Below are 17,824 nucleotides of genomic sequence, written 5' to 3'. Positions count from 1 at the left end.
CCGGGGGCGGGCGGGAGGGTAGAATCCCGCCTTTGCCCTTCTCCCTTCCTGCCCATGTCCTCGATCACCTGGCGCGAACGGCTCGACCACTACGAAAAACTGATGCGGCTGGATAAGCCGATCGGCACCCTGCTGCTGCTCTGGCCCACCCTGTGGGCCCTGTGGTTCTCCGCCCTGGGCACCCCGTCCTGGGTGCTGGTGTGGATATTCGCCCTGGGCACCTTGCTGATGCGCTCCGCCGGCTGCGTCATCAACGACTTCGCCGACCGGGATTTCGACCCCCACGTGGAACGCACCAAGGCCCGTCCCCTGGCGGCGCGCAAGGTGTCCAGCAAGGAGGCCCTGGCCCTTTTCGCCGTGCTTTGCCTGGCCTCCCTGGCCCTGATCCTGCCCCTGCGCAACATGCTGGTGCTGGGGCTGTCGGTGGTGGCCGCCTTCCTCGCCGCCACCTACCCGTTCACCAAGCGCTTCTTCGCCATCCCCCAGGCCTACCTGGGCATCGCCTTCGGTTTCGGCATCCCCATGGCCTACGCCGCCCAGCTGCACACCGTGCCGGCGGAAGCCTGGTGGCTGCTGGTGGCCAACATCTTCTGGGCGGTGGCCTACGACACCGAGTACGCCATGGTGGACCGGGACGACGACCTCAAGATCGGCATCAAGACCTCGGCCATCACCTTCGGCCGCTTCGACGTGGCGGCAGTGATGCTGTGCTATGCCGTGGCCCTGGGGCTGATCGCCTGGATCGGCCACGGCCTGGCCATGGGCCTGTGCTTCTACGCCGGGCTGGCGGTGGCGGCGGGCATGGCGGTCTACCACTACACCCTGATCCGGGGCCGGGAGCGGATGCCCTGCTTCAAGGCCTTCATGCACAACAACTGGCTGGGAGCGGTCATCTTCGTCGGCATCGCCGCCGACTTCGCCCTTGGCTCTCCCAATCCCCTGACCACTCTTTTTGCACGATAAGGCGAGACAAGCCATGCGCTACCGCGATCTGCGCGAATTCATCGACCAGCTCGAATCCCGGGGCAAGCTCAAGCGCATCGCCGCGCCGGTGTCCACCCACCTGGAAATGACCGAAATCGGCGACCGGGTGCTGCGCGCCGAAGGCCCGGCCCTGCTCTTTGAAAACCCGGTGGACCAGGACGGCCGCCCCCAATCCATGCCGGTGCTGACCAACCTGTTCGGCACCGTGGAACGGGTCGCCCTGGGCATGGGCGAGGAAGGCGACGCCGTCACCGCCCTGCGCGAAGTCGGCAAGCTGCTCGCCTACCTGAAGGAGCCGGAGCCGCCCAAGGGCCTCAAGGACGCCTGGGACAAGCTGCCGGTATTGAAGCAGGTGCTCAACATGGCGCCGAAGATGATTTCCTCCGCCCCCTGCCACGAGGTGGTGATCGAGGGCGATGCGGTGGACCTCTCCCGCCTGCCGATCCAGCATTGCTGGCCCGGCGACGCGGCCCCCCTGGTGACCTGGGGCCTCACCGTCACCCAGGGGCCGAGCAAGAATCGGCAGAACCTGGGCATCTACCGCCAGCAGGTGATCGGCAAGAACAAGCTGATCATGCGCTGGCTGGCCCACCGGGGCGGCGCCCTGGATTTCCGCGACCACCAGCAGGCCAAGCCGGGCGAGCCCTTCCCGGTGGCGGTGGTGCTCGGCTGCGACCCGGCCACCATCCTGGGGGCCGTCACCCCGGTGCCCGATTCGTTATCCGAGTACCAGTTCGCCGGGCTGCTGCGCGGCTCCAAGACCGAGCTGACCAAATGCATCGGCTCCGACCTGCAAGTGCCGGCCTACGCCGAGATCGTGCTCGAAGGCGTGATCCACCCCGGCGAGACGGCCCTGGAAGGCCCCTACGGCGACCACACCGGCTACTACAACGAGCAGGCCGACTTCCCCGTGTTTACGGTGGAACGCATCACCACGCGCAAGAACCCGATCTACCACTCCACCTACACCGGCAAGCCCCCCGACGAGCCGGCGGTGCTGGGCGTGGCGTTGAACGAGGTGTTCGTGCCGCTGCTGCAAAAGCAGTTCCCCGAGATCGTGGACTTCTACCTGCCACCCGAGGGCTGCTCCTACCGCCTGGCGGTGGTGAGCATCAAGAAACAGTACCCGGGCCACGCCAAGCGGGTGATGTTCGGCATCTGGAGCTTCCTGCGCCAGTTCATGTACACCAAGTTCATCATCGTGGTGGACGACGACGTGAACATCCGGGACTGGAAGGAAGTGATCTGGGCCCTGACCACCCGCATGGACGCCACCCGGGACACCACCCTGGTGGACAACACGCCGATCGACTATCTCGACTTCGCCTCCCCGGTGGCCGGCCTCGGTTCCAAGATGGGCCTGGACGCCACCAACAAGTGGCAGGGCGAGACCCAGCGCGAATGGGGCCGCCCCATCGTCATGGACGAGGCGGTGAAGGCCCGGGTGGACGCCCTGTGGGGCGAGCTGGGGCTGTGAGCGCGCTGCCTCCGGCCCAAGGCATGAACGCCGAGGGGGCGGCCATCCAGGTCCGTCCGCTGGACCTGGACGATCCACGCCAGGCCGCCGCCTTTCTCGCCCTGCTCGACCACTACGCCGCCGACCCCATGGGCGGCGGCACCGGCCTCGCCCCGGCGGCACGCGCCCGCTTGGTGGATGAACTGCGCCGCCTGCCCCACTTCCACGGCGCCCTGGCCTGGCAGCGGGTTGGCCACGGCGATAGCTGCGACGATGGCGCGGCAGAGGACGCCGTCGGGCTGATCAACTGCTTTGCCGGCTTTTCCACCTTCGCCGCCCGGCCCCTGCTCAACATCCACGACGTGGTGGTGCGCGACGGCCTGCGCGACCGGGGCATCGGCCGCCTGCTGCTGGCCTGGGCCGAGGCCCGCGCCCGGAAGCTGGGCTGCTGCAAGCTGACCCTGGAAGTGCTGGCCAACAACGCGCGCGCCCGGGCCGCCTACGCCCGCGCCGGTTTCGCCCCCTACGTGCTCGACCCGGCCGCCGGCGACGCCCTGTTCCTGCACAAACCGCTGTAACGCCGCAAAGGTAAATACACAGCGGTAAAACAGTGTTACCCGAAGCGCCCCCCGGGGTCGGTTAGACTCGGCCCACGGCGTCCCGCCGCCCTGGAGACACGGAGAACACGATGGAAAACTCGCCCGCGCCCCGCGATCTGGAAGGCCCCAAGGCCTGGGCCCACGTCATGTACGCCCTGCACGCCGTCTCGGCGTTGAGCGGGGTGCTGTCCTCGGCCACCGTGGTCGGCGCCTTCATCTTCGGCTGGCCGTCGATCATCGCCGTCATCTTCAACTACATGAAGCGCGACGAGGTGGCCGGCACCTGGCTGGAAACCCACTACCGCTGGCAGCTGCGCACCTTCTGGTTCGCCCTCCTGTGGCTGGTCATCGCCGGGGTGCTGACCATCACCCTGATCGGCATTCCCGCTGCCATCCTGGTGATCGCCCTCACCGGCATCTGGGTGCTCTACCGGGTGGTGCGCGGCTGGACGGCCCTGGCCGGCCGGGTCTCGATGCCCGTTCCGCCCCAGAACTGAGCGCCGGCGCGGGCCGGCGCCGGGGCGACCGTGCCAATTTGACCGCAGCCTGACCTGCATCAAGCGCCGCCCCGGGGCCTGTGGTAAAACGCCCCCCGTCGACAGTCCCACGCCCAAGGATGACCATGAGCGCCCCCGCCCCCACGCCCGACATCTCGGCCTTCCTGGCCTCGTCGGTGCACGACATGAAGAACTCCATCACCATCCTGATCGGCGGGATGGAAAAGATCCTGGCCGCCGCCGACCGGGAAGGCCCCGAGTACCGGGAGCTGAGCCACATGATGTACGAGACCAAGCGCATCAACGGCAACCTGATCCAGCTCCTTACCCTGTACAAGCTCGGCAACCACCTCTACCCCTTCTCCCCCGAGGACTGGCTGCTCGACGACTTCATCCAGGAAACCGTCTCCCAGCACCAGCCCCTGCTCGCCTCCCGGGGCATCGCCTTCGAGGTGGAATGCGAGCCGGACCTGATCTGGCCCTTCGACACCGACCTGGTGGGCGGCGTGGTCGGCCACGCCCTCAACAACGCCATCCACTACACCGGCAGCCGCATCCGCCTGGTAGCCCGGCGCGGCGCCGAGGGCCTGGAGCTGCGCGTCGAGGACGATGGCCGGGGCTATCCGCAGAAGATGCTCGACGACGGCGTGGCCGCCATGCAGGGCGTGGATTTCCAGGGCGGCAGCACCGGCCTGGGCCTCTACTTCTCGGCCATGGTCGCCCGCATGCACCGCAACAAGGGCCAGACCGGCAGCATCCGCCTGGAAAACGGCGGTGCCTGGGGCGGCGGCTGCTTCGTCCTGAACCTGCCCTAAGCATCACCGCACCACCGCATCGCCGCGCCGCCCCCGACAACAACAAGACCGAACGCCATGAGCACACCCCAACAGCTGCCGGTGGATTTCGCCAGCAAGAGCTTTTTGATCATCGACGACTTCCACGGCATGCGCAGCATTCTGCGCGACATCCTGCGCTCCTGCGGGGTTAACACGCGCAACATCGCCACCGCCGCCAACGGCGGCGAGGCCATCGCCCTGCTGGAAAAGAACCGCTTCGACGGCGTGCTGTGCGACTTCAACCTGGGGGCCGGCAAGAACGGCCAGCAGGTGCTCGAGGAAGCCAAGTACCGCAACCTGGTGGGGCCGGGCTGCGCCTGGATCATGATCACCGCCGAAAAGACCGCCGACGTGGTGATGGGCGCTGCCGAGTACCAGCCCGACGCCTACCTGATCAAGCCGATCACCGAGGCGACGCTGCGCCTGCGCCTGGACAAGATCTGGGCCAAGAAGGAAGCCTTCGCCGAGATCGACCAGGCGGTGCTCGACCAGGATTTCCTGCGCGCCGCCAAGCTGTGCGACCAGCGCCTGGCCACCGACCGCAGCAACGCCGGCGAGCTGCTGCGCCTCAAGTGCCAGATGCTGCTCGCCGCCGGCGAGCACGGTCCGGCCCGCACCCTGTGCAACGACATCCTGGCCCAGCGCGACGTGCCCTGGGCCAAGCTCGGCCTGGCCCGGGCCCACTTCGCCGCCGGCGAACTGGCCGAGGCCCGCGCCCTGCTCGAAGCCCTGGTGGAAGAGCAGCGCACCTTCCTGGAGGCCTACGACTGGCTGGTGACGGTGCTCAAGGCCCAGAACGACCTGACCAAGGCCGAGGAAGTGCTGGAGCGGGCCGCCCGCCTCTCCCCCAACTCGGTCACCCGGCAAAAGACCCTGGGCGAGGTGGCCCTGCACCTGGGCAAGCTCGACAACGCCGAAAAGGCCTTCCGCAAGAGCGTCGCCCTGGGCGAGCACTCGGTGCTCAAGACCGCCGACGCCTACCTGGGCCTGGCCAAGACCTGCAGCGCCCTGAACAACCCGAACGAAGCCTTGCAAGTGCTGGGCACCCTGACCAAACAGTTCGACGGCGACGAGGTGAAGGTCCAGGCCCTGGCCGCCGAGGGCCTGGTGCACCACCGGGCCGGCGACCCGATCGCCGCGCGCAAGGCCGCCCAGCGGCTGGGCGAAACCCTCACCAGCACCGGCGTGCGTCCGGACAGCGCCTCGACCCTGGAAATGGCCGAACTGATGCTGGTCACCGGCGAAAAGCAGCAGGCCGTGGCCCTGCTCCAGGACGCGGTGCGCAGCAGCCCCGAGGACACCGCCCTGCTCGGCCGCGTCCAGCAGGTGTTCGACGGCGCCAGCATGGGCGCCGAAGGCTCCGCCCTGGTGGAAGCCTCGCGCAAGGAGTCCGTGGAGCTGATGAACCAGGGCGTGCTGCTGATGCGCGACGGCAAGTTCGACGAAGCCCTGGCCGCCCTGCGCACCGCCTGCGAGCGCCTGCCCGGCAACATCCGGGTGCTGCTCAACTTCGCCCACCTGGCCCTGAGCATCATGCAAAAGACCGCCGTCGACCCGGCCCTGGCGGACGAGGTGCGCGCACGCCTGGCCACGGTGCACCGCCTGTCCCCGGGTGAAAAGCGCTACGTCCAGCTGATGCGCCAGGTGGATACCCTGACCCGCTGATCCGGGGAGGCGGGATACGGAGCCACCGGGGCACGCGGGCACGCCGCCATGCAGACACGCTTGCCGCCTAGGGTGAGATTTTCGCCTGGGCGGCGGGCCGCATCGCCCGCCCGCCGGAGGATTCATGCATAAAGCGCAAGCATGCTTCCGGACAAATAGCGCAAAGTCCGCACCGGTTGCCGAGCTTGCCGCTTCAATCGGCATGATTCACGACCAAAACGCATAAACCGCAAACCACTCCCCACGCCCCTACCGCCATGGAATTTTCCCCCGCCCTGGTCCCCGGCAGCCTCGTCGTCCGGCGCAACCGCTTCGTCGCCGAAGTGCGCCTCGACGACGGCGCCCTGGTCGAGGCCCACTGCCCCAACACCGGCGCCATGCACGGCTGCAAGGCCCCGGGCAGCCGGGTGTGGCTGTCGGCGGCGACCAACCCGGAGCGCAAGCTGGCCTGGACCTGGGAACTGGTGGAACCCCTGGAAGCCCCCGGCGTACTGGTCGGCCTGCACACCGGCCGCACCAACGCCCTGGTGCGCGAGGCCATCGAGGCCGGGCGCATCGCCGAACTCACCGGCTACGGCGCCATCCGCGCCGAGGTGCCCTACGGCGGCGACAACGGCCGGGGCGGCAAGCGCAGCCGCATCGACCTGCTGCTGGAAAACGACGGCCGCCCACCCTGCTACGTGGAAGTGAAGAACGTCACCGCCATCGCCGATCCCGGCCCCCACAGCCGCGGCCTGGGCTTCTTCCCCGACGCGGTGACCGAGCGCGGCACCAAGCACCTGCGCGAACTGATCGACGTCGTCGCCGCCGGCCAGCGCGCCGTCCTGTTCTTCTGCGTGCAGCGCGGCGACGTGAACGAAGTGCGCCCCGCCGACCACATCGACCCGCTCTACGGCCGCACCCTGCGCGAAGCCCTCGCCGCCGGGGTCGAGGCCCTGGCCTACGCCGCCACCGTCACCCCCACCGCCCTGCGCCTGGAACGGCGGCTGGCGGTGGTTTGCCCCTGAGCGGGACCGGCGCGGATGCCGGCGGGCGCGTTGGGTGCATTGCCGGCGTACAGGCCAGCTCGCCAAACCCCGCGCCAGTATTGAATCTCCAGGCAGGCATTGCGGGGAACAAGGACTGGCGCTGAGTTTCAGGCAGGTGCAGCCAAGATCGGCCACTCGCGCGGCGTTCCCGCCCAGTGCCTCACAGATGTTTGAAGACAAAAAGCCGCCCGGGGAACCGGACGGCTTTTTTTCTGCCACCGACCATCGTCGCTGGGCGGCGAAAATCCGCCCCCCCCAGCACCAGCGCCTTGACCGACGCCGGCCTTCCCTTTGGCCTGCCGCTATCCCACGGCACGGTGTCGATTCGCGGACCGGCTTAAACCGGCATAACGGCAATGCCCGGTTTGCGGGAAGGCGGTTGATGGCTCGCCAAAGGCCCCCGCCCGCGACCTGCGGGCCGGGCACCCGGACTACCAGGTGAAATCGTCCGGAATCTTATAGTCGGCGTAGGGATCGTCCGCATCCACCTCGGTGCTGGGCTTGCTGACCCGCACGACGATGGAGGCATCCCGCTCGGCAATCTTGTCGGCGACCACCTTGGGCACCAATTCGAAGGACTCGCCCTGGCGGACGATCACCAGCCGCCCGGCGGTCAGGTGCCCCTGGACCGCGGCCGATACGTACAGCCGTTCGATCTTGCTGCCGTAGGTGAAGTTATAGGCAATATCGCCGCCGCCCTTGCTCTGGCGGCTCTGCTGCACCATCTGGGTAATCTGCGCCGCAACGGCATTCTGTGTGGCGGCGGCAGCGCGCTGGGCATTCAGTTCGCGGGCCCGCTCGGCATTCTTGCGCTGGGTTTCCTGGGCCGCCAGACGCGCTTCGTCGACCGTTTGCACGCCGGTCCGACGCTCGTCCTTCTTCTGCTTGCTCTTCTCGTGGTTGGCCTGCTTGACCTTCTTCTGGCTGACCAGGCCGGCTTTCAAAAACTGATCCTGCAACGAGGCCATGTGTAGCGCTCCGTGAAGTGAGTCCGCCCGGCTGAACGGCGTCAGCCGGCGAAAGGGCGCTAGCTTAGCAAAAGTGCGATCCGGGCTGCTGTCGGCACGTTGACCGCCATATTTTGGCTCGTCACTTTCTGCAAAGACGAGAAGAGCGGCCCCCACGAGCCCAGCCCGTGGGAGGTCCCTCTTGGCGGAATCATTAGGCCAGACCAGCACCAAACCTACTTTTTGCCACCACCAGCAGGTGCATTGCTGCGGCCTCCGCCGGATGGATTGCCTGTTCCACTGGGCCATCCGCCACCATTCCCTTGACCACGGCCACCGCCGCTTGACGCGCCGCCCCTACTACCACCTTGGGAGCCCCCCCGACCACCACCGCCTTGGGAGCCACCGCTACGACCGCCGCCACTACCGCCACCTTTACTCATTTTTATCTCCTTACCGGATCACTAGAGTTGCATCACTCTCCGGCTCAGTGATGCATTTCGAAATGCTTGGCCTACATAGGATGCGCCCATGAAAGTCGGGGCGATTCAATCATCGGTTTCTGAGTGACTGCTTAGATTGAAAGTAGTTGCTCGTGAAGGGCTGTTTCATCATCCACTTTGGCTGATGACCAAATAAAAAAGCCGCCCATCAGGGCGGCTTTTACATTGCCGGGAACAGGCAGCGGAACTACATCACACCCGCCCCTTCGCCCTTACCACCGCCGCCTTGACCTGCTCCGGCGCGGTCCCGCCGATGTGGTTGCGCGCTGCCAACGATCCTTCGATGGTCAGGCAGGTGGCCACGTCGGACTGGACCAGGGGGGAGAAGGCTTGCAGTTCGGCCAGGGTCAGGTCGGCCAGGTCCTTGCCCTGGGCTTCGGCGGCCTTGACCGCCAGGCCCACGACCTCGTGGGCTTCGCGGAAGGGCAGGCCCTTCTTGGCCAGGTAGTCGGCCAGGTCGGTGGCGGTGGCGAAGCCTTCGGCCAGGGCGCCGCGCATGCGCTCGGGGCGGGCTTCGATGCCGGCCATCATGTCGGCGAAGATGCGCAGGGTGTCGATCACCGTGTCGGCGGAGTCGAACAGGGGCTCCTTGTCTTCCTGGTTGTCCTTGTTGTAGGCCAGGGGCTGGCCCTTCATCAGGGTGAGCAGGGCCACCAGGTTGCCGTTGGTGCGGCCGGTCTTGCCCCGTGCCAGTTCGGGCACGTCCGGGTTCTTCTTCTGCGGCATGATCGAGCTGCCGGTGCAGAAGCGGTCGGCGATCTTGACGAAGCCGAAGCGCGGGTTCATCCACAGCACCAACTCTTCGGAGAGGCGCGAGAAGTGGGTCATCAAGAGCGAACAGGCGGCACAGAATTCGATGCCGAAGTCCCGGTCGGACACCGCGTCCAGGGAGTTTTCGCAGACGCCGTCGAAGCCCAGTTCCTTTGCCACGAACTCCCGATCGATCGGGTAGGTGGTGCCGGCCAGGGCGGCGGAGCCCAGGGGCAGGCGGCTGACGCGCTTGCGGCAGTCGAGGAAGCGCTCCTTGTCGCGCTGGGTCATCTCGAAGTAGGCCAGCAGGTGGTGGCCGAAGGTCACCGGCTGGGCCACTTGCAGGTGGGTGGAGCCGGGCATCGGCGTGGCTGCTTCCTTCTCGGCCAGCACCAGCAACGCGGTCTGGAACTGCTGGATCAGGGCGACGATGGAATCGATGGTGTCGCGCAGCCACAGGCGGATGTCGGTGGCCACCTGGTCGTTGCGCGAACGGCCGGTGTGCAGGCGCTTGCCGGCGTCCCCCACCAGGGTGGTGAGGCGCTTTTCGATGTTGAGGTGCACGTCTTCCAGATCGAGCTGCCATTCGAACTGGCCGGATTCGATCTCGGCCACGATCTGGGCCATGCCCCGCTCGATGTCGGCCAGATCGGAGGCGGCGATGATGCCCTGCTTGGCCAGCATCTTGGCGTGGGCGAGGGAGCCGCGGATGTCCTGGCGCCACAGGCGCTTATCGAAGTCGACCGAGGCGGTGTAGCGCTTGACCAGGTCGGACATGGGCTCGGAGAAACGGCCGGCCCAGGTGTAGTTGGCGGGGGCGGCGGAAGAAGCGGGGGATTGGCTCATGATGGGTAAATGCATGGACTACAATGCGCAGGCCAGCCGCCGCGAACACCTCATGCGCGAAGCCCGCCCGGTGCAGTCCGGAAACCATGGATAAAACAGAAAGTATACGGCAAAACCCGTCCGCCCCCCCGGCCAGCCCGCCGCCGCTGCTACCGCTGTTGCCGGATACGCGCAATCTGGGCGTGTGGCTGCGCATTCTGCTCGGCGCCAACGGGCTGGCGGCGGCCGCCGCCCTGGTGAAGGCGCCCCACCTGGGGGACTGGCCCGGGGTGTTCACCCAGTTCGCCGCCTTCGTCGAGCCGCTGCTGCTCGCCATCCTGCCCATTCTCGCCGCCCTGCGCGAACCCCTGCGCCGCCTGCCGCCCCGGGCCGGCCAGGGCGCGGTGGTGGGGGTGGCGGTGCTGCTGGCCATCGGGCTGTTCGATTTCTGGCGTTTCTTCGGCCTGACCGAGGCCCGGGCCGACGAGCTGCTGCGCGCCGCCCTGCTCGCCGCCATGGCCGCCGCCCTGCTGCTGGCCTATTTCGAGCTGCGCGCCCGGGCCTTTCCCAAGGCGGTGGCCGAGGCCCGCCTGCAAGCGCTCAACGCCCGCATCCGCCCCCATTTTTTGTTCAACAGCCTGAATGCGGTGCTCGGCCTGATCCGCCGCGACCCGCTGCGGGCCGAAACCGCCCTGGAAGAGCTGGCCGACCTGATCCGGGTGCTGATGCGCGACGCCCGGGAGCTGACGCCCCTGTCCGAGGAAATCGCCCTGACCCGCCAGTACCTGGACCTGGAAAAGCTGCGCCTAGGCGAACGTCTCCAAGTGGAATGGCACATCGCCGACGTGCCCGGCGAGACCCGGGTGCCGCCCCTGATGCTCCAGCCCCTGGTGGAGAACGCCGTCTATCATGGCGTCGAGCCCCTGGCCGACCCGGGGCCGGTGCGCATCGCCTTCGCCCGGGACAGCGGCGGCGGCATGAGCATCGCCGTGACCAACGACGCTACGCCCCAGTCCGCCCACAGCAACGGCAACCGCATGGCCCTGGCCAACGTGCGCGAGCGCCTGGCCCTGCATTTCGACCTGGAGGCGCGCCTCGACGCCGGCTTCGAGGCCGGCCGCTACGTGGTGCGCATCCACCTCCCCCTCACCGCCCCGCGCTGATATTTTCCGGCTTCCGACATTGCCAACACCCGCCGCCCCTCGCCAGCCTTCGCCCATGAACGACGCCCCGCTCAACATCCTGCTCGTTGACGACGAGCCCCTGGCCCGGGAACGGCTGCGCACCCTGCTCGCCGACCTGGCTCCGACCCTGCCGACCCGGGTGGTGGGCGAGGCCGAGGACGGCGAAGCCGCCCTGGCCCTGGTCGTCGCCGCCCCGCCGGAGCAACGACCCGACGCGGTGATCGTGGACATCCGCATGCCGCGCATGGACGGCCTGGAACTGGCCCAGCACCTGGCGCGGCGCGCCGGCGAGGCGCCGGCGGTGATCTTCGCCACGGCCTACGACGACCACGCCCTCCAAGCCTTCGAGGTGGATGCGGTGGATTACCTGGTCAAGCCGGTACGCCTGCCCCGCCTGGCCGCCGCCCTGGACAAGGTGCGGCGCCGCCGGGGCGAGGCCGCCGGCCCGGCGGCCCACACCGTCACCGCCCTGGACGGGCTGCGCGACCGGCTCCAGGCCGGCGGGCGGCGCTTCCTCTCCTGCCACGAGCGGGGCCGCATCCTGCTGGTGCCGGTGGAGGCCATCCTCTACCTGCGCGCCGATACCAAATACGTGGCGGCCCGCACCCGGGAGCGGGAATTCCTGCTCGACGAATCCCTGGTGCGGCTGGAACAGGAATTCGCCGACCGGTTTGTCCGCCTGCACCGGGCCGTGCTGCTCGCCCGGGACGCCCTGGCCGGCGTGGAGCGGGCGCGCAGCGGCGAGGGCGCCAACGACGGCGCCGACGGCGGCGCAGCCGGCGAATCCTGGGTGGCCCTGGTGCAGGGCCTGACCGGGGCGGACGGCCGCCTGCCGATCAGCCGGCGCCAGTGGCCCCAAGTCAAAACCCTGCTGCGGGAGCCGTCATGATCGGCGTGCACGCCTTCCTCGTCGCCTGGTGGCGCGATCCCCTCACCGAGATCACCGCCGCCGTGCTGGGTCTCTCGCTGCTGCTGTGGGTCGGCCTGCCGGCGCGGCGCCGGCGCATCCGCAACACCGTGATCGTGTTCCTGCTCTGCCTGCTGGCCGAGATGGTCGGGGTGGGCCTGGAAACCGCCGCCTACCCCCGGGCCGCCCGGGTGTTGCAGGAAACCCTGATCCTGCTCGAAGGCTTCATCGTCATCCGCCTGGCCGGCATGACCCTGTTCCGCCTGGTGCTGGAGCGCCTGGGCATGGTCTCGCCGCGCATCGTCGAAGATTTGGTGGTGATCCTCGGCTACATCCTGTGGGTGCTGGCCCGGCTGTCCGCCGGCGGGGTGAACCTGACCGGCCTGCTCGCCACCTCGGCGGTGTTCACCGCCGTGATCGGCTTCGCCATGCAGGACACCCTGGGCAACATCCTGGCCGGCCTGGCCCTGCAATTCGACAGCTCGCTGCGCCTGGGGGACTGGATCAAGGTGGACGACCAGTCGGGCCAGGTGACTCAGATCAAGTGGCGCTACACCTCGATCCGCACCCGCAACGGCGAGACCGTGATCATCCCCAACAGCCACCTGATGAAGGGCAAGTACGTCCTCATCACCGACCCGGAACTGGGCGGGGTGCGCTGGCGCCGCTGGGTGTGGTTCTCGGTGGACTACAGCGTCCCCGCCGCCGATGTGGCCCGCCTGGCCGAGGCCAGCGTCGCCGAGGCCGACCTGGCCAACGTGGCCAAGGCCCCGCCGCCCAACTGCGTGGTGATGGACTTCGGCCCCGGCTTCGTCCGCTACGCCCTGCGCTACTGGCTCACCGACGCCCTCCAGGACGACCCCACCGACTCGGTGGTGCGCCGCCACGTGCTCGCCGCCCTGCAACGCCACGGGCTGCGGGTGGCCCTGCCCGACCAGGTGGTGCACCTGGTGCAGGAAGGCGACAAGCACCGCCGCCGGGTGCTGGAGCGGGAACGGCAACGGCGCCTCAAGGCCCTGGAGAACGTGCCCCTGTTCGCTCCCCTCACCCCCGAGGAACGGGCCCAGGTGGCCGACGGACTGGTCTACGCGCCCTTCGCCGCCGGCGACGCCATGACCCGTCAGGGTGCCGTGGCCCACTGGCTGTACATCGTCATCAGCGGCACCGCCGAGGGCTGGTACCAGCCGGAGCGCGGCGGCCCGATCCTGATCGAGACGGTGGAAGCCGGCCAGGTGTTCGGCGAACTGGGGCTGATGACCGGGGTGCCCCGGGCAAACACGGTGCTGGCCAAGACCGACGTGGAAGCCTACCGCCTCGACAAGAGCACCTTCGAGACCATCCTCCACGAGCGCCCCGAACTGGCCGAGGCCCTCACTCCCCGGCTGCTCGCCCGCCAGCAGCAGCTCGACGCCCTGCGCGCCGCCGCCCACGTGGAGGAGCCGGCACCGCAGCGCCACTCCAGCGACATGCTCGAACGGGTGAAGGCCTTCTTCTCGCTCCAGGGCGCGGCGGACGATCAGCCGGCGGACCCGACCCAGCCCCCGGGCAACTCCAGCTCGAGATAGGCCCCGTCGCCGCCGATACCGGCGCCCAGTTGGCGGGAGCCGCCCCGGGCGTAGAAGGCCAGGGCGGTGCGGTTGGCGCACAGGCATTTCAGGCGCCAGGGCGGCGCCACCCGTTGCGCCAGGGCCGCCAGCAGCTGGGGCGCGACGCCGCGGCGGCGCCATTGCGGCGCCACGTAGAGGTGGTGGATGAAGCCGTCCGCCGTCCAAACCGCCAGCAGGCCCGCCACGGCACCGTCGCCCGCCACCGCCACCAGCACCAGCTCCCCGGCCGAATCGGCGGCAAAATCCGCCTCGGCGGCGCGCTGCCGGGCCAGGGGCGGCAGCCAGTCGGCCTCGCTGCGGCACTGCCGGTACAAGGCCTGCAAGGCTGGGGCGTCCGCCTCGGCGGCGAGGCGGATCAGGAACGGCGGCGCCATGTCTGCCAGCGCTCCTTACCGGCGAACACCGGCAGGGAATCGCCCACCAGCTCGTCCTCTTCCCGCATGAAATGGGGCGACAGCAGCGCCTCCAGCCGGGCCGGATCGCAGGCGAAGGGCGGGCCGCCGGCTTCCTCACCGACGATGAAGAAGCCCGCCAGCAAGCCCCCCGGCGCCACCAGCCGGGCCATGGCGGCGGCGTAGTCGGGCCACAGCTTGCGCGGCAGGGCGCACAGGAAGGCGCGCTCGAACACCAGGTCGTAGGCCGTCTCCGGCGCGTGGGCGAAGAAGTCGGCGCACAACAGGGTGCCGCCCCAGCCGGCCAGCTGGGCCTCGGCCTTGGCCACCGCCTCCCGGGAGAAGTCCAGAGCGGTGACCCGGTGCCCGGCGCCGTCGAGCAGGGCCGCCTCGTAGGCGGTGCCACAGCCGGGGACCAGCACCCGGCTGGCGGGGCGGGCGGCGAAGAAGCGGCGGAAGGCCTGCGGCAGCCCGTCGCAACTGCCCACGTCCCAGGGCATCACCCCTTCGGCAAAACGCTTGTCCCAGAAATCCGGTGTCTCCGGCCGCTGGCTGGCGGGTTTTTGCTCGCTCGACGGAACGCCACTATCCACGGGCTTTTCCAAGGCACATCCTCCAGAAATCAATAAAAACGCCATTCTCCAGGCAGGGTGCCCGAAGAATGGCGCCAGTTCTAGGGTTTCAGACAGGCATGCAAGAAATGCCACGGCCGGCCCCGGGCGACGAGGCCCGGGGCCGCCCGCCGTCAGCCGCTGTTGCGCAGGCCGGCGGCGATGCCGTTGATCGAGATGTGGATGCCGCGACGCACCCGCTCGTCCGTCTCGCCGGCCCGGTGGCGGCGCAGCAGTTCGACCTGGACGTGGTTGAGCGGGTCCATGTAGGGGAAGCGGTTGCGGATCGAACGCTTGAGCAGCGGGTTGTCGGCCAGCAGTTCGCCCTGGCCGGCGATGGCCAGCAGCGCCCGGTGGGTGCGCTGCCATTCGCCGACGATGCGGCCAAACACCTGCTCGCGCAGCACCGGGTCGGCCACCAGCCCGGCGTAGCGCGAGGCGATGCCCAGGTCGGTCTTGGCCAGCACCATGTCCATGTTCGAGTGCAGGGCGCGGAAGAAGGGCCAGGTGCGGTACATGGTCTGGAGCCGGGCCAGGCCCTCGCGCTCACCAACTTCGGCCAGCCACTGCTCCACCGCCGCGCCGAAGCCGTACCAGCCGGGCAGCATCAGGCGGCACTGGGACCAGGAGAACACCCAGGGGATGGCGCGCAGGTCCTCAATGCGATCGGAGGCCTTGCGCGAAGCCGGGCGGCTGCCGATGTTAAGGTCGGCGATCTCGGCAATGGGCGTCGATTCGCGGAAGTACTGGACGAAGCCCGGGGTCTCGTAGACCAGGTTGCGGTAGGCGCCGAAGGCCAGGGCGGACAGGCGCTCCATGACCGGGTAGTAGGCCTGGGCGCCGTTGCCGTCGCTGCTCGCCTCCTTCTCCGGGTCGAGCAGGGAGGCTTCCAGGGTGGCTGCCACCAGGATCTCCAGGTTGCGCCGGCCGATTTCCGGGTTGGCGTACTTGGCGCCGATCACCTCGCCCTGCTCGGTGATGCGGATCTGCCCCTGCACCGCGCCCTTGGGCTGGGCCAGGATGGCCTGGTAGCTGGGGCCGCCGCCCCGGCCGACGGAACCGCCGCGGCCGTGGAACAGGCGCAGACGCACGCCGTGGGCGGCGGTGACGGCGGTGAGGGCGGTTTCGGCCTTGTACAGTTCCCAGCCGGAGGTGAGGAAGCCGCCGTCCTTGTTGCTGTCGGAGTAGCCGAGCATCACTTCCTGGGTGTCCCGGCGCGAGGCCACCAGGCGGCGGTACACCGGCAGGTCGAGCAGGCGGGCCATGGTCGGGCCGGAGGCCTGGAGGTCGCCGATGGTCTCGAACAGGGGAATGATGTTCACCGCCAGGGTCGGCTGGCCATGCTCGAAGGTGAGCAGGCCCGATTCCTTGAGCAGCAGGGCCACTTCGAGCAGGTCCGAGGCGCCGTCGGTCTTGGAGATGATGCAGTTGGGCAGGGCGGCGTCGCCGTAGCGTTCGCGCAGCTCCCGGGCGGCGAAGAAGATGGCCAGCTCGCCCCGGGTCTCGTCGCCGTAGTCCAGGTAGGGCGAGTGCAGCAGGCGCGGCGATTCCAGCTCGCTGGCGAGCAGGGCGATGCGCTCGTCCTCGGACAGGGCCGAATAGTCGGCGCAGCGCCCGGCCAGGGCCAGCAGCTCGGCCACGGTGCGCTCGTGCACGTCGGAGTTCTGGCGCAGGTCGATGGGGGCCAGGTGGAAGCCGAACACCTGCACGGCCCGTTGCAGCCGCTTCAGCCGCCCCTTGGCGAGGCGGGCGCCGCCGTGGCCGTTGAGGGATTCGGCCAGGACCGCCAGGTCGGCCTCGAATTCGGCCGGGCTGGCGTAGGCCGGGGCCTCGCCCTTCTCGTGGCGCACCGGCTCGTGGTGGTCCAGGGCCCGGGCGGTGGCCGCCAGGCGGGCGTAGATGCCGATCAGGGCACGCCGGTAGGGCTCGTCCTGGCGGTGCGGCGAGGCATCCGGCGAATGAGCGGCCAGGGCGCGCAGGGCCTCGCTGACCGGCACCAGCAGTTCGGACAGGGGCAGCTCGCTGCCCAGGGCGTGCGCCTCTTCCAGGTAGTGCTCCAGGGCCGCCGACGATTGCAGGCGCAGGGCCCAGCGCAGGATGTCGGCGGTGACGAAGGGGTTGCCGTCCCGGTCGCCGCCGATCCAGCTGCCCAGGCGGAAGAAGGCGGGCAGGTTCCAGTCCTGCTGCGGGTAGCGGGCGCGCAGCAGGTCCTCCAGACGGCCGTACAGGCGCGGTACTTCATCGAAGAAGGTGTCGTCGTAGAAGGCGATGCCGTTCTTCACCTCGTCGATCACGCGCAGGCGCTGGGGGCGCAGCATGCGGGTGCGCCACAGGGTGAGCACGGCGGTGGCCAGGGCCTCGTCGTTTTCCGCTTCTTCTTCCGGGGTCAGCTTGGTGCGGTCCCGGGCATCCAGGTGGCGGGCGATGGCCCGCTCGCTGCGCAGGATGCTCTTGCGCTGGACTTCGGTGGGGTGGGCGGTGAGCACCGGCGAGACCAGGGCGTTGGCCAGGCAGTCGGCCAGGGTCTCCGGAGCCACGCCTTCGGCGGCGAGGCGGTCCAGGGTGTGGGCCAGGTCGCCCTCCCGGGCCTTGGAGCCGGCGATGTCGTGGGCGCGGCGGCGGCGGATGTGGTGCTGGTCCTCGGCGATGTTGGCCAGGTGCAGGAAATAGGTGAAGGCGCGCACCACCGAGATCATGGTGTCCCGGGGCAGGCCGTCGAGCAGGACTTCGAGCTGCTGGCGGGCCTCCTGGTCGGCGTCCCGGGCGAAGCGCACGGCCAGCTGGCGCACCTGCTCGACCACGGCGAAGGTCTCGGTCCCTTCCTGGTCGCGGACGGTATCGCCGATCAGCCGCCCGAGCAGGCGGATGTCGTCGCGGAGCGGCTTGTCCTTGCTGGACAGGTCGGGCGCGGAATCGAGAGCGGAGAAAGCGGGGGAACCGGCGGGCAACGTCATGGAAGATCCGAAAAAAGGGAGTCGAAGAGAAACGCTACGGGAACCAGACAACGGGACAGCAAAAATACCGCAGAAGCGC

At 69.0% G+C, this 17,824-nt stretch carries 15 protein-coding genes; 10 read left to right on the top strand and 5 right to left on the bottom strand.

Annotated elements, in window-relative coordinates; all coding sequences use genetic code 11:
* Positions 1 to 54 precede the first annotated feature (54 nt).
* The 7 genes from ubiA to sfsA all read left to right on the top strand — a co-directional run bounded on the left by ubiA (position 55) and on the right by sfsA (position 7,044).
* Entirely contained in the window at positions 55 to 963 is a 909-nt protein-coding gene (gene ubiA / locus V7Z98_RS11205) for a 4-hydroxybenzoate octaprenyltransferase (RefSeq protein ID WP_293264898.1), read from the top strand.
* 13 nt (positions 964 to 976) lie between these two features.
* Positions 977 to 2,461, top strand: a complete 1,485-nt coding sequence (ubiD, locus tag V7Z98_RS11200) for a 4-hydroxy-3-polyprenylbenzoate decarboxylase (RefSeq protein WP_334158049.1) — start codon at positions 977 to 979, stop codon at positions 2,459 to 2,461.
* On the top strand, positions 2,458 to 3,018 hold the full coding sequence (locus tag V7Z98_RS11195; RefSeq protein ID WP_334158047.1) for a GNAT family N-acetyltransferase: 561 nt from the start codon (positions 2,458 to 2,460) through the stop codon (positions 3,016 to 3,018). Before ubiD ends, V7Z98_RS11195 begins: the two co-directional genes overlap by 4 nt.
* 110 nt (positions 3,019 to 3,128) lie before the next feature.
* Positions 3,129 to 3,536, top strand: a complete 408-nt coding sequence (locus V7Z98_RS11190; RefSeq protein ID WP_334158045.1) for a DUF4870 family protein — start codon at positions 3,129 to 3,131, stop codon at positions 3,534 to 3,536.
* Between the two features lie 125 nt (positions 3,537 to 3,661).
* Positions 3,662 to 4,351 (top strand): sensor histidine kinase, encoded by a 690-nt coding sequence (locus tag V7Z98_RS11185; RefSeq protein ID WP_293264890.1) that lies wholly within the window; start codon positions 3,662 to 3,664, stop codon positions 4,349 to 4,351.
* A 57-nt stretch (positions 4,352 to 4,408) separates the two neighbouring features.
* The gene (locus V7Z98_RS11180) at positions 4,409 to 6,037 is read left to right on the top strand and encodes a tetratricopeptide repeat protein (protein WP_334158044.1); all 1,629 of its coding nucleotides are present in this window, start codon (positions 4,409 to 4,411) and stop codon (positions 6,035 to 6,037) included.
* Between the two features lie 257 nt (positions 6,038 to 6,294).
* Positions 6,295 to 7,044: a DNA/RNA nuclease SfsA gene (sfsA, locus tag V7Z98_RS11175; RefSeq protein ID WP_334158043.1), complete on the top strand. Its 750-nt coding sequence runs from the start codon at positions 6,295 to 6,297 to the stop codon at positions 7,042 to 7,044.
* A 452-nt stretch (positions 7,045 to 7,496) separates the two neighbouring features.
* Here the strand turns inward: sfsA and V7Z98_RS11170 are convergent, their stop codons facing one another.
* On the bottom strand, positions 7,497 to 8,033 hold the full coding sequence (locus V7Z98_RS11170; protein WP_334158041.1) for a DUF2058 domain-containing protein: 537 nt from the start codon (positions 8,031 to 8,033) through the stop codon (positions 7,497 to 7,499).
* A gap of 674 nt (positions 8,034 to 8,707) precedes the next feature.
* The gene (argH, locus tag V7Z98_RS11165; RefSeq protein ID WP_334158040.1) at positions 8,708 to 10,111 is read right to left on the bottom strand and encodes an argininosuccinate lyase; all 1,404 of its coding nucleotides are present in this window, start codon (positions 10,109 to 10,111) and stop codon (positions 8,708 to 8,710) included.
* 182 nt (positions 10,112 to 10,293) lie between these two features.
* On the opposite strand from argH, the gene V7Z98_RS11160 reads away from it, so the two are divergent.
* The 3 genes from V7Z98_RS11160 to V7Z98_RS11150 are packed head-to-tail and all read left to right on the top strand — an operon-like array spanning position 10,294 to position 13,746.
* The gene (locus V7Z98_RS11160; RefSeq protein WP_293264878.1) at positions 10,294 to 11,253 is read left to right on the top strand and encodes a sensor histidine kinase; all 960 of its coding nucleotides are present in this window, start codon (positions 10,294 to 10,296) and stop codon (positions 11,251 to 11,253) included.
* Between the two features lie 55 nt (positions 11,254 to 11,308).
* Positions 11,309 to 12,163, top strand: a complete 855-nt coding sequence (locus V7Z98_RS11155) for a LytR/AlgR family response regulator transcription factor (protein ID WP_334158039.1) — start codon at positions 11,309 to 11,311, stop codon at positions 12,161 to 12,163.
* A complete protein-coding gene (locus V7Z98_RS11150; RefSeq protein WP_293264874.1) occupies positions 12,160 to 13,746 on the top strand; it encodes a mechanosensitive ion channel family protein in 1,587 nt (528 codons plus the stop codon). The genes V7Z98_RS11155 and V7Z98_RS11150 overlap by 4 nt, the downstream gene beginning before the upstream one ends.
* Here V7Z98_RS11150 and V7Z98_RS11145 read toward each other — a convergent pair.
* The 3 genes from V7Z98_RS11145 to ppc form a co-directional block, all read right to left on the bottom strand.
* On the bottom strand, positions 13,698 to 14,162 hold the full coding sequence (locus V7Z98_RS11145; RefSeq protein WP_334158037.1) for a GNAT family N-acetyltransferase: 465 nt from the start codon (positions 14,160 to 14,162) through the stop codon (positions 13,698 to 13,700). The genes V7Z98_RS11150 and V7Z98_RS11145 overlap by 49 nt on opposite strands.
* Entirely contained in the window at positions 14,144 to 14,773 is a 630-nt protein-coding gene (locus V7Z98_RS11140) for a methyltransferase domain-containing protein (RefSeq protein ID WP_293264870.1), read from the bottom strand. Before V7Z98_RS11140 ends, V7Z98_RS11145 begins: the two co-directional genes overlap by 19 nt.
* Before the next feature lie 152 nt (positions 14,774 to 14,925).
* Positions 14,926 to 17,745: a phosphoenolpyruvate carboxylase gene (ppc, locus tag V7Z98_RS11135; RefSeq protein WP_334158035.1), complete on the bottom strand. Its 2,820-nt coding sequence runs from the start codon at positions 17,743 to 17,745 to the stop codon at positions 14,926 to 14,928.
* Positions 17,746 to 17,824 lie beyond the last annotated feature (79 nt).

The sequence above is a fragment of the Oryzomicrobium sp. genome (assembly GCF_036820405.1).
Classification (GTDB): Bacteria; Pseudomonadota; Gammaproteobacteria; order Burkholderiales; family Rhodocyclaceae; genus Oryzomicrobium.
Note: the sequence above shows the minus strand (reverse complement) of the source record. Positions and strands in the feature narration are given on the sequence as shown.

What these genes read in the sequence shown, in the direction of transcription:
- V7Z98_RS11170 (WP_334158041.1), bottom strand. Translation starts at nt 8,033, where the DNA reads ATGGCCTCGTTGCAGGATCAGTTTTTGAAAGCCGGCCTGGTCAGCCAG.
- argH (WP_334158040.1), bottom strand. Translation starts at nt 10,111, where the DNA reads ATGAGCCAATCCCCCGCTTCTTCCGCCGCCCCCGCCAACTACACCTGG.
- V7Z98_RS11145 (WP_334158037.1), bottom strand. Translation starts at nt 14,162, where the DNA reads ATGGCGCCGCCGTTCCTGATCCGCCTCGCCGCCGAGGCGGACGCCCCA.
- V7Z98_RS11190 (WP_334158045.1), top strand. Translation starts at nt 3,129, where the DNA reads ATGGAAAACTCGCCCGCGCCCCGCGATCTGGAAGGCCCCAAGGCCTGG.
- V7Z98_RS11155 (WP_334158039.1), top strand. Translation starts at nt 11,309, where the DNA reads ATGAACGACGCCCCGCTCAACATCCTGCTCGTTGACGACGAGCCCCTG.
- V7Z98_RS11185 (WP_293264890.1), top strand. Translation starts at nt 3,662, where the DNA reads ATGAGCGCCCCCGCCCCCACGCCCGACATCTCGGCCTTCCTGGCCTCG.
- ubiA (WP_293264898.1), top strand. Translation starts at nt 55, where the DNA reads ATGTCCTCGATCACCTGGCGCGAACGGCTCGACCACTACGAAAAACTG.
- V7Z98_RS11180 (WP_334158044.1), top strand. Translation starts at nt 4,409, where the DNA reads ATGAGCACACCCCAACAGCTGCCGGTGGATTTCGCCAGCAAGAGCTTT.
- ppc (WP_334158035.1), bottom strand. Translation starts at nt 17,745, where the DNA reads ATGACGTTGCCCGCCGGTTCCCCCGCTTTCTCCGCTCTCGATTCCGCG.
- sfsA (WP_334158043.1), top strand. Translation starts at nt 6,295, where the DNA reads ATGGAATTTTCCCCCGCCCTGGTCCCCGGCAGCCTCGTCGTCCGGCGC.
- ubiD (WP_334158049.1), top strand. Translation starts at nt 977, where the DNA reads ATGCGCTACCGCGATCTGCGCGAATTCATCGACCAGCTCGAATCCCGG.
- V7Z98_RS11150 (WP_293264874.1), top strand. Translation starts at nt 12,160, where the DNA reads ATGATCGGCGTGCACGCCTTCCTCGTCGCCTGGTGGCGCGATCCCCTC.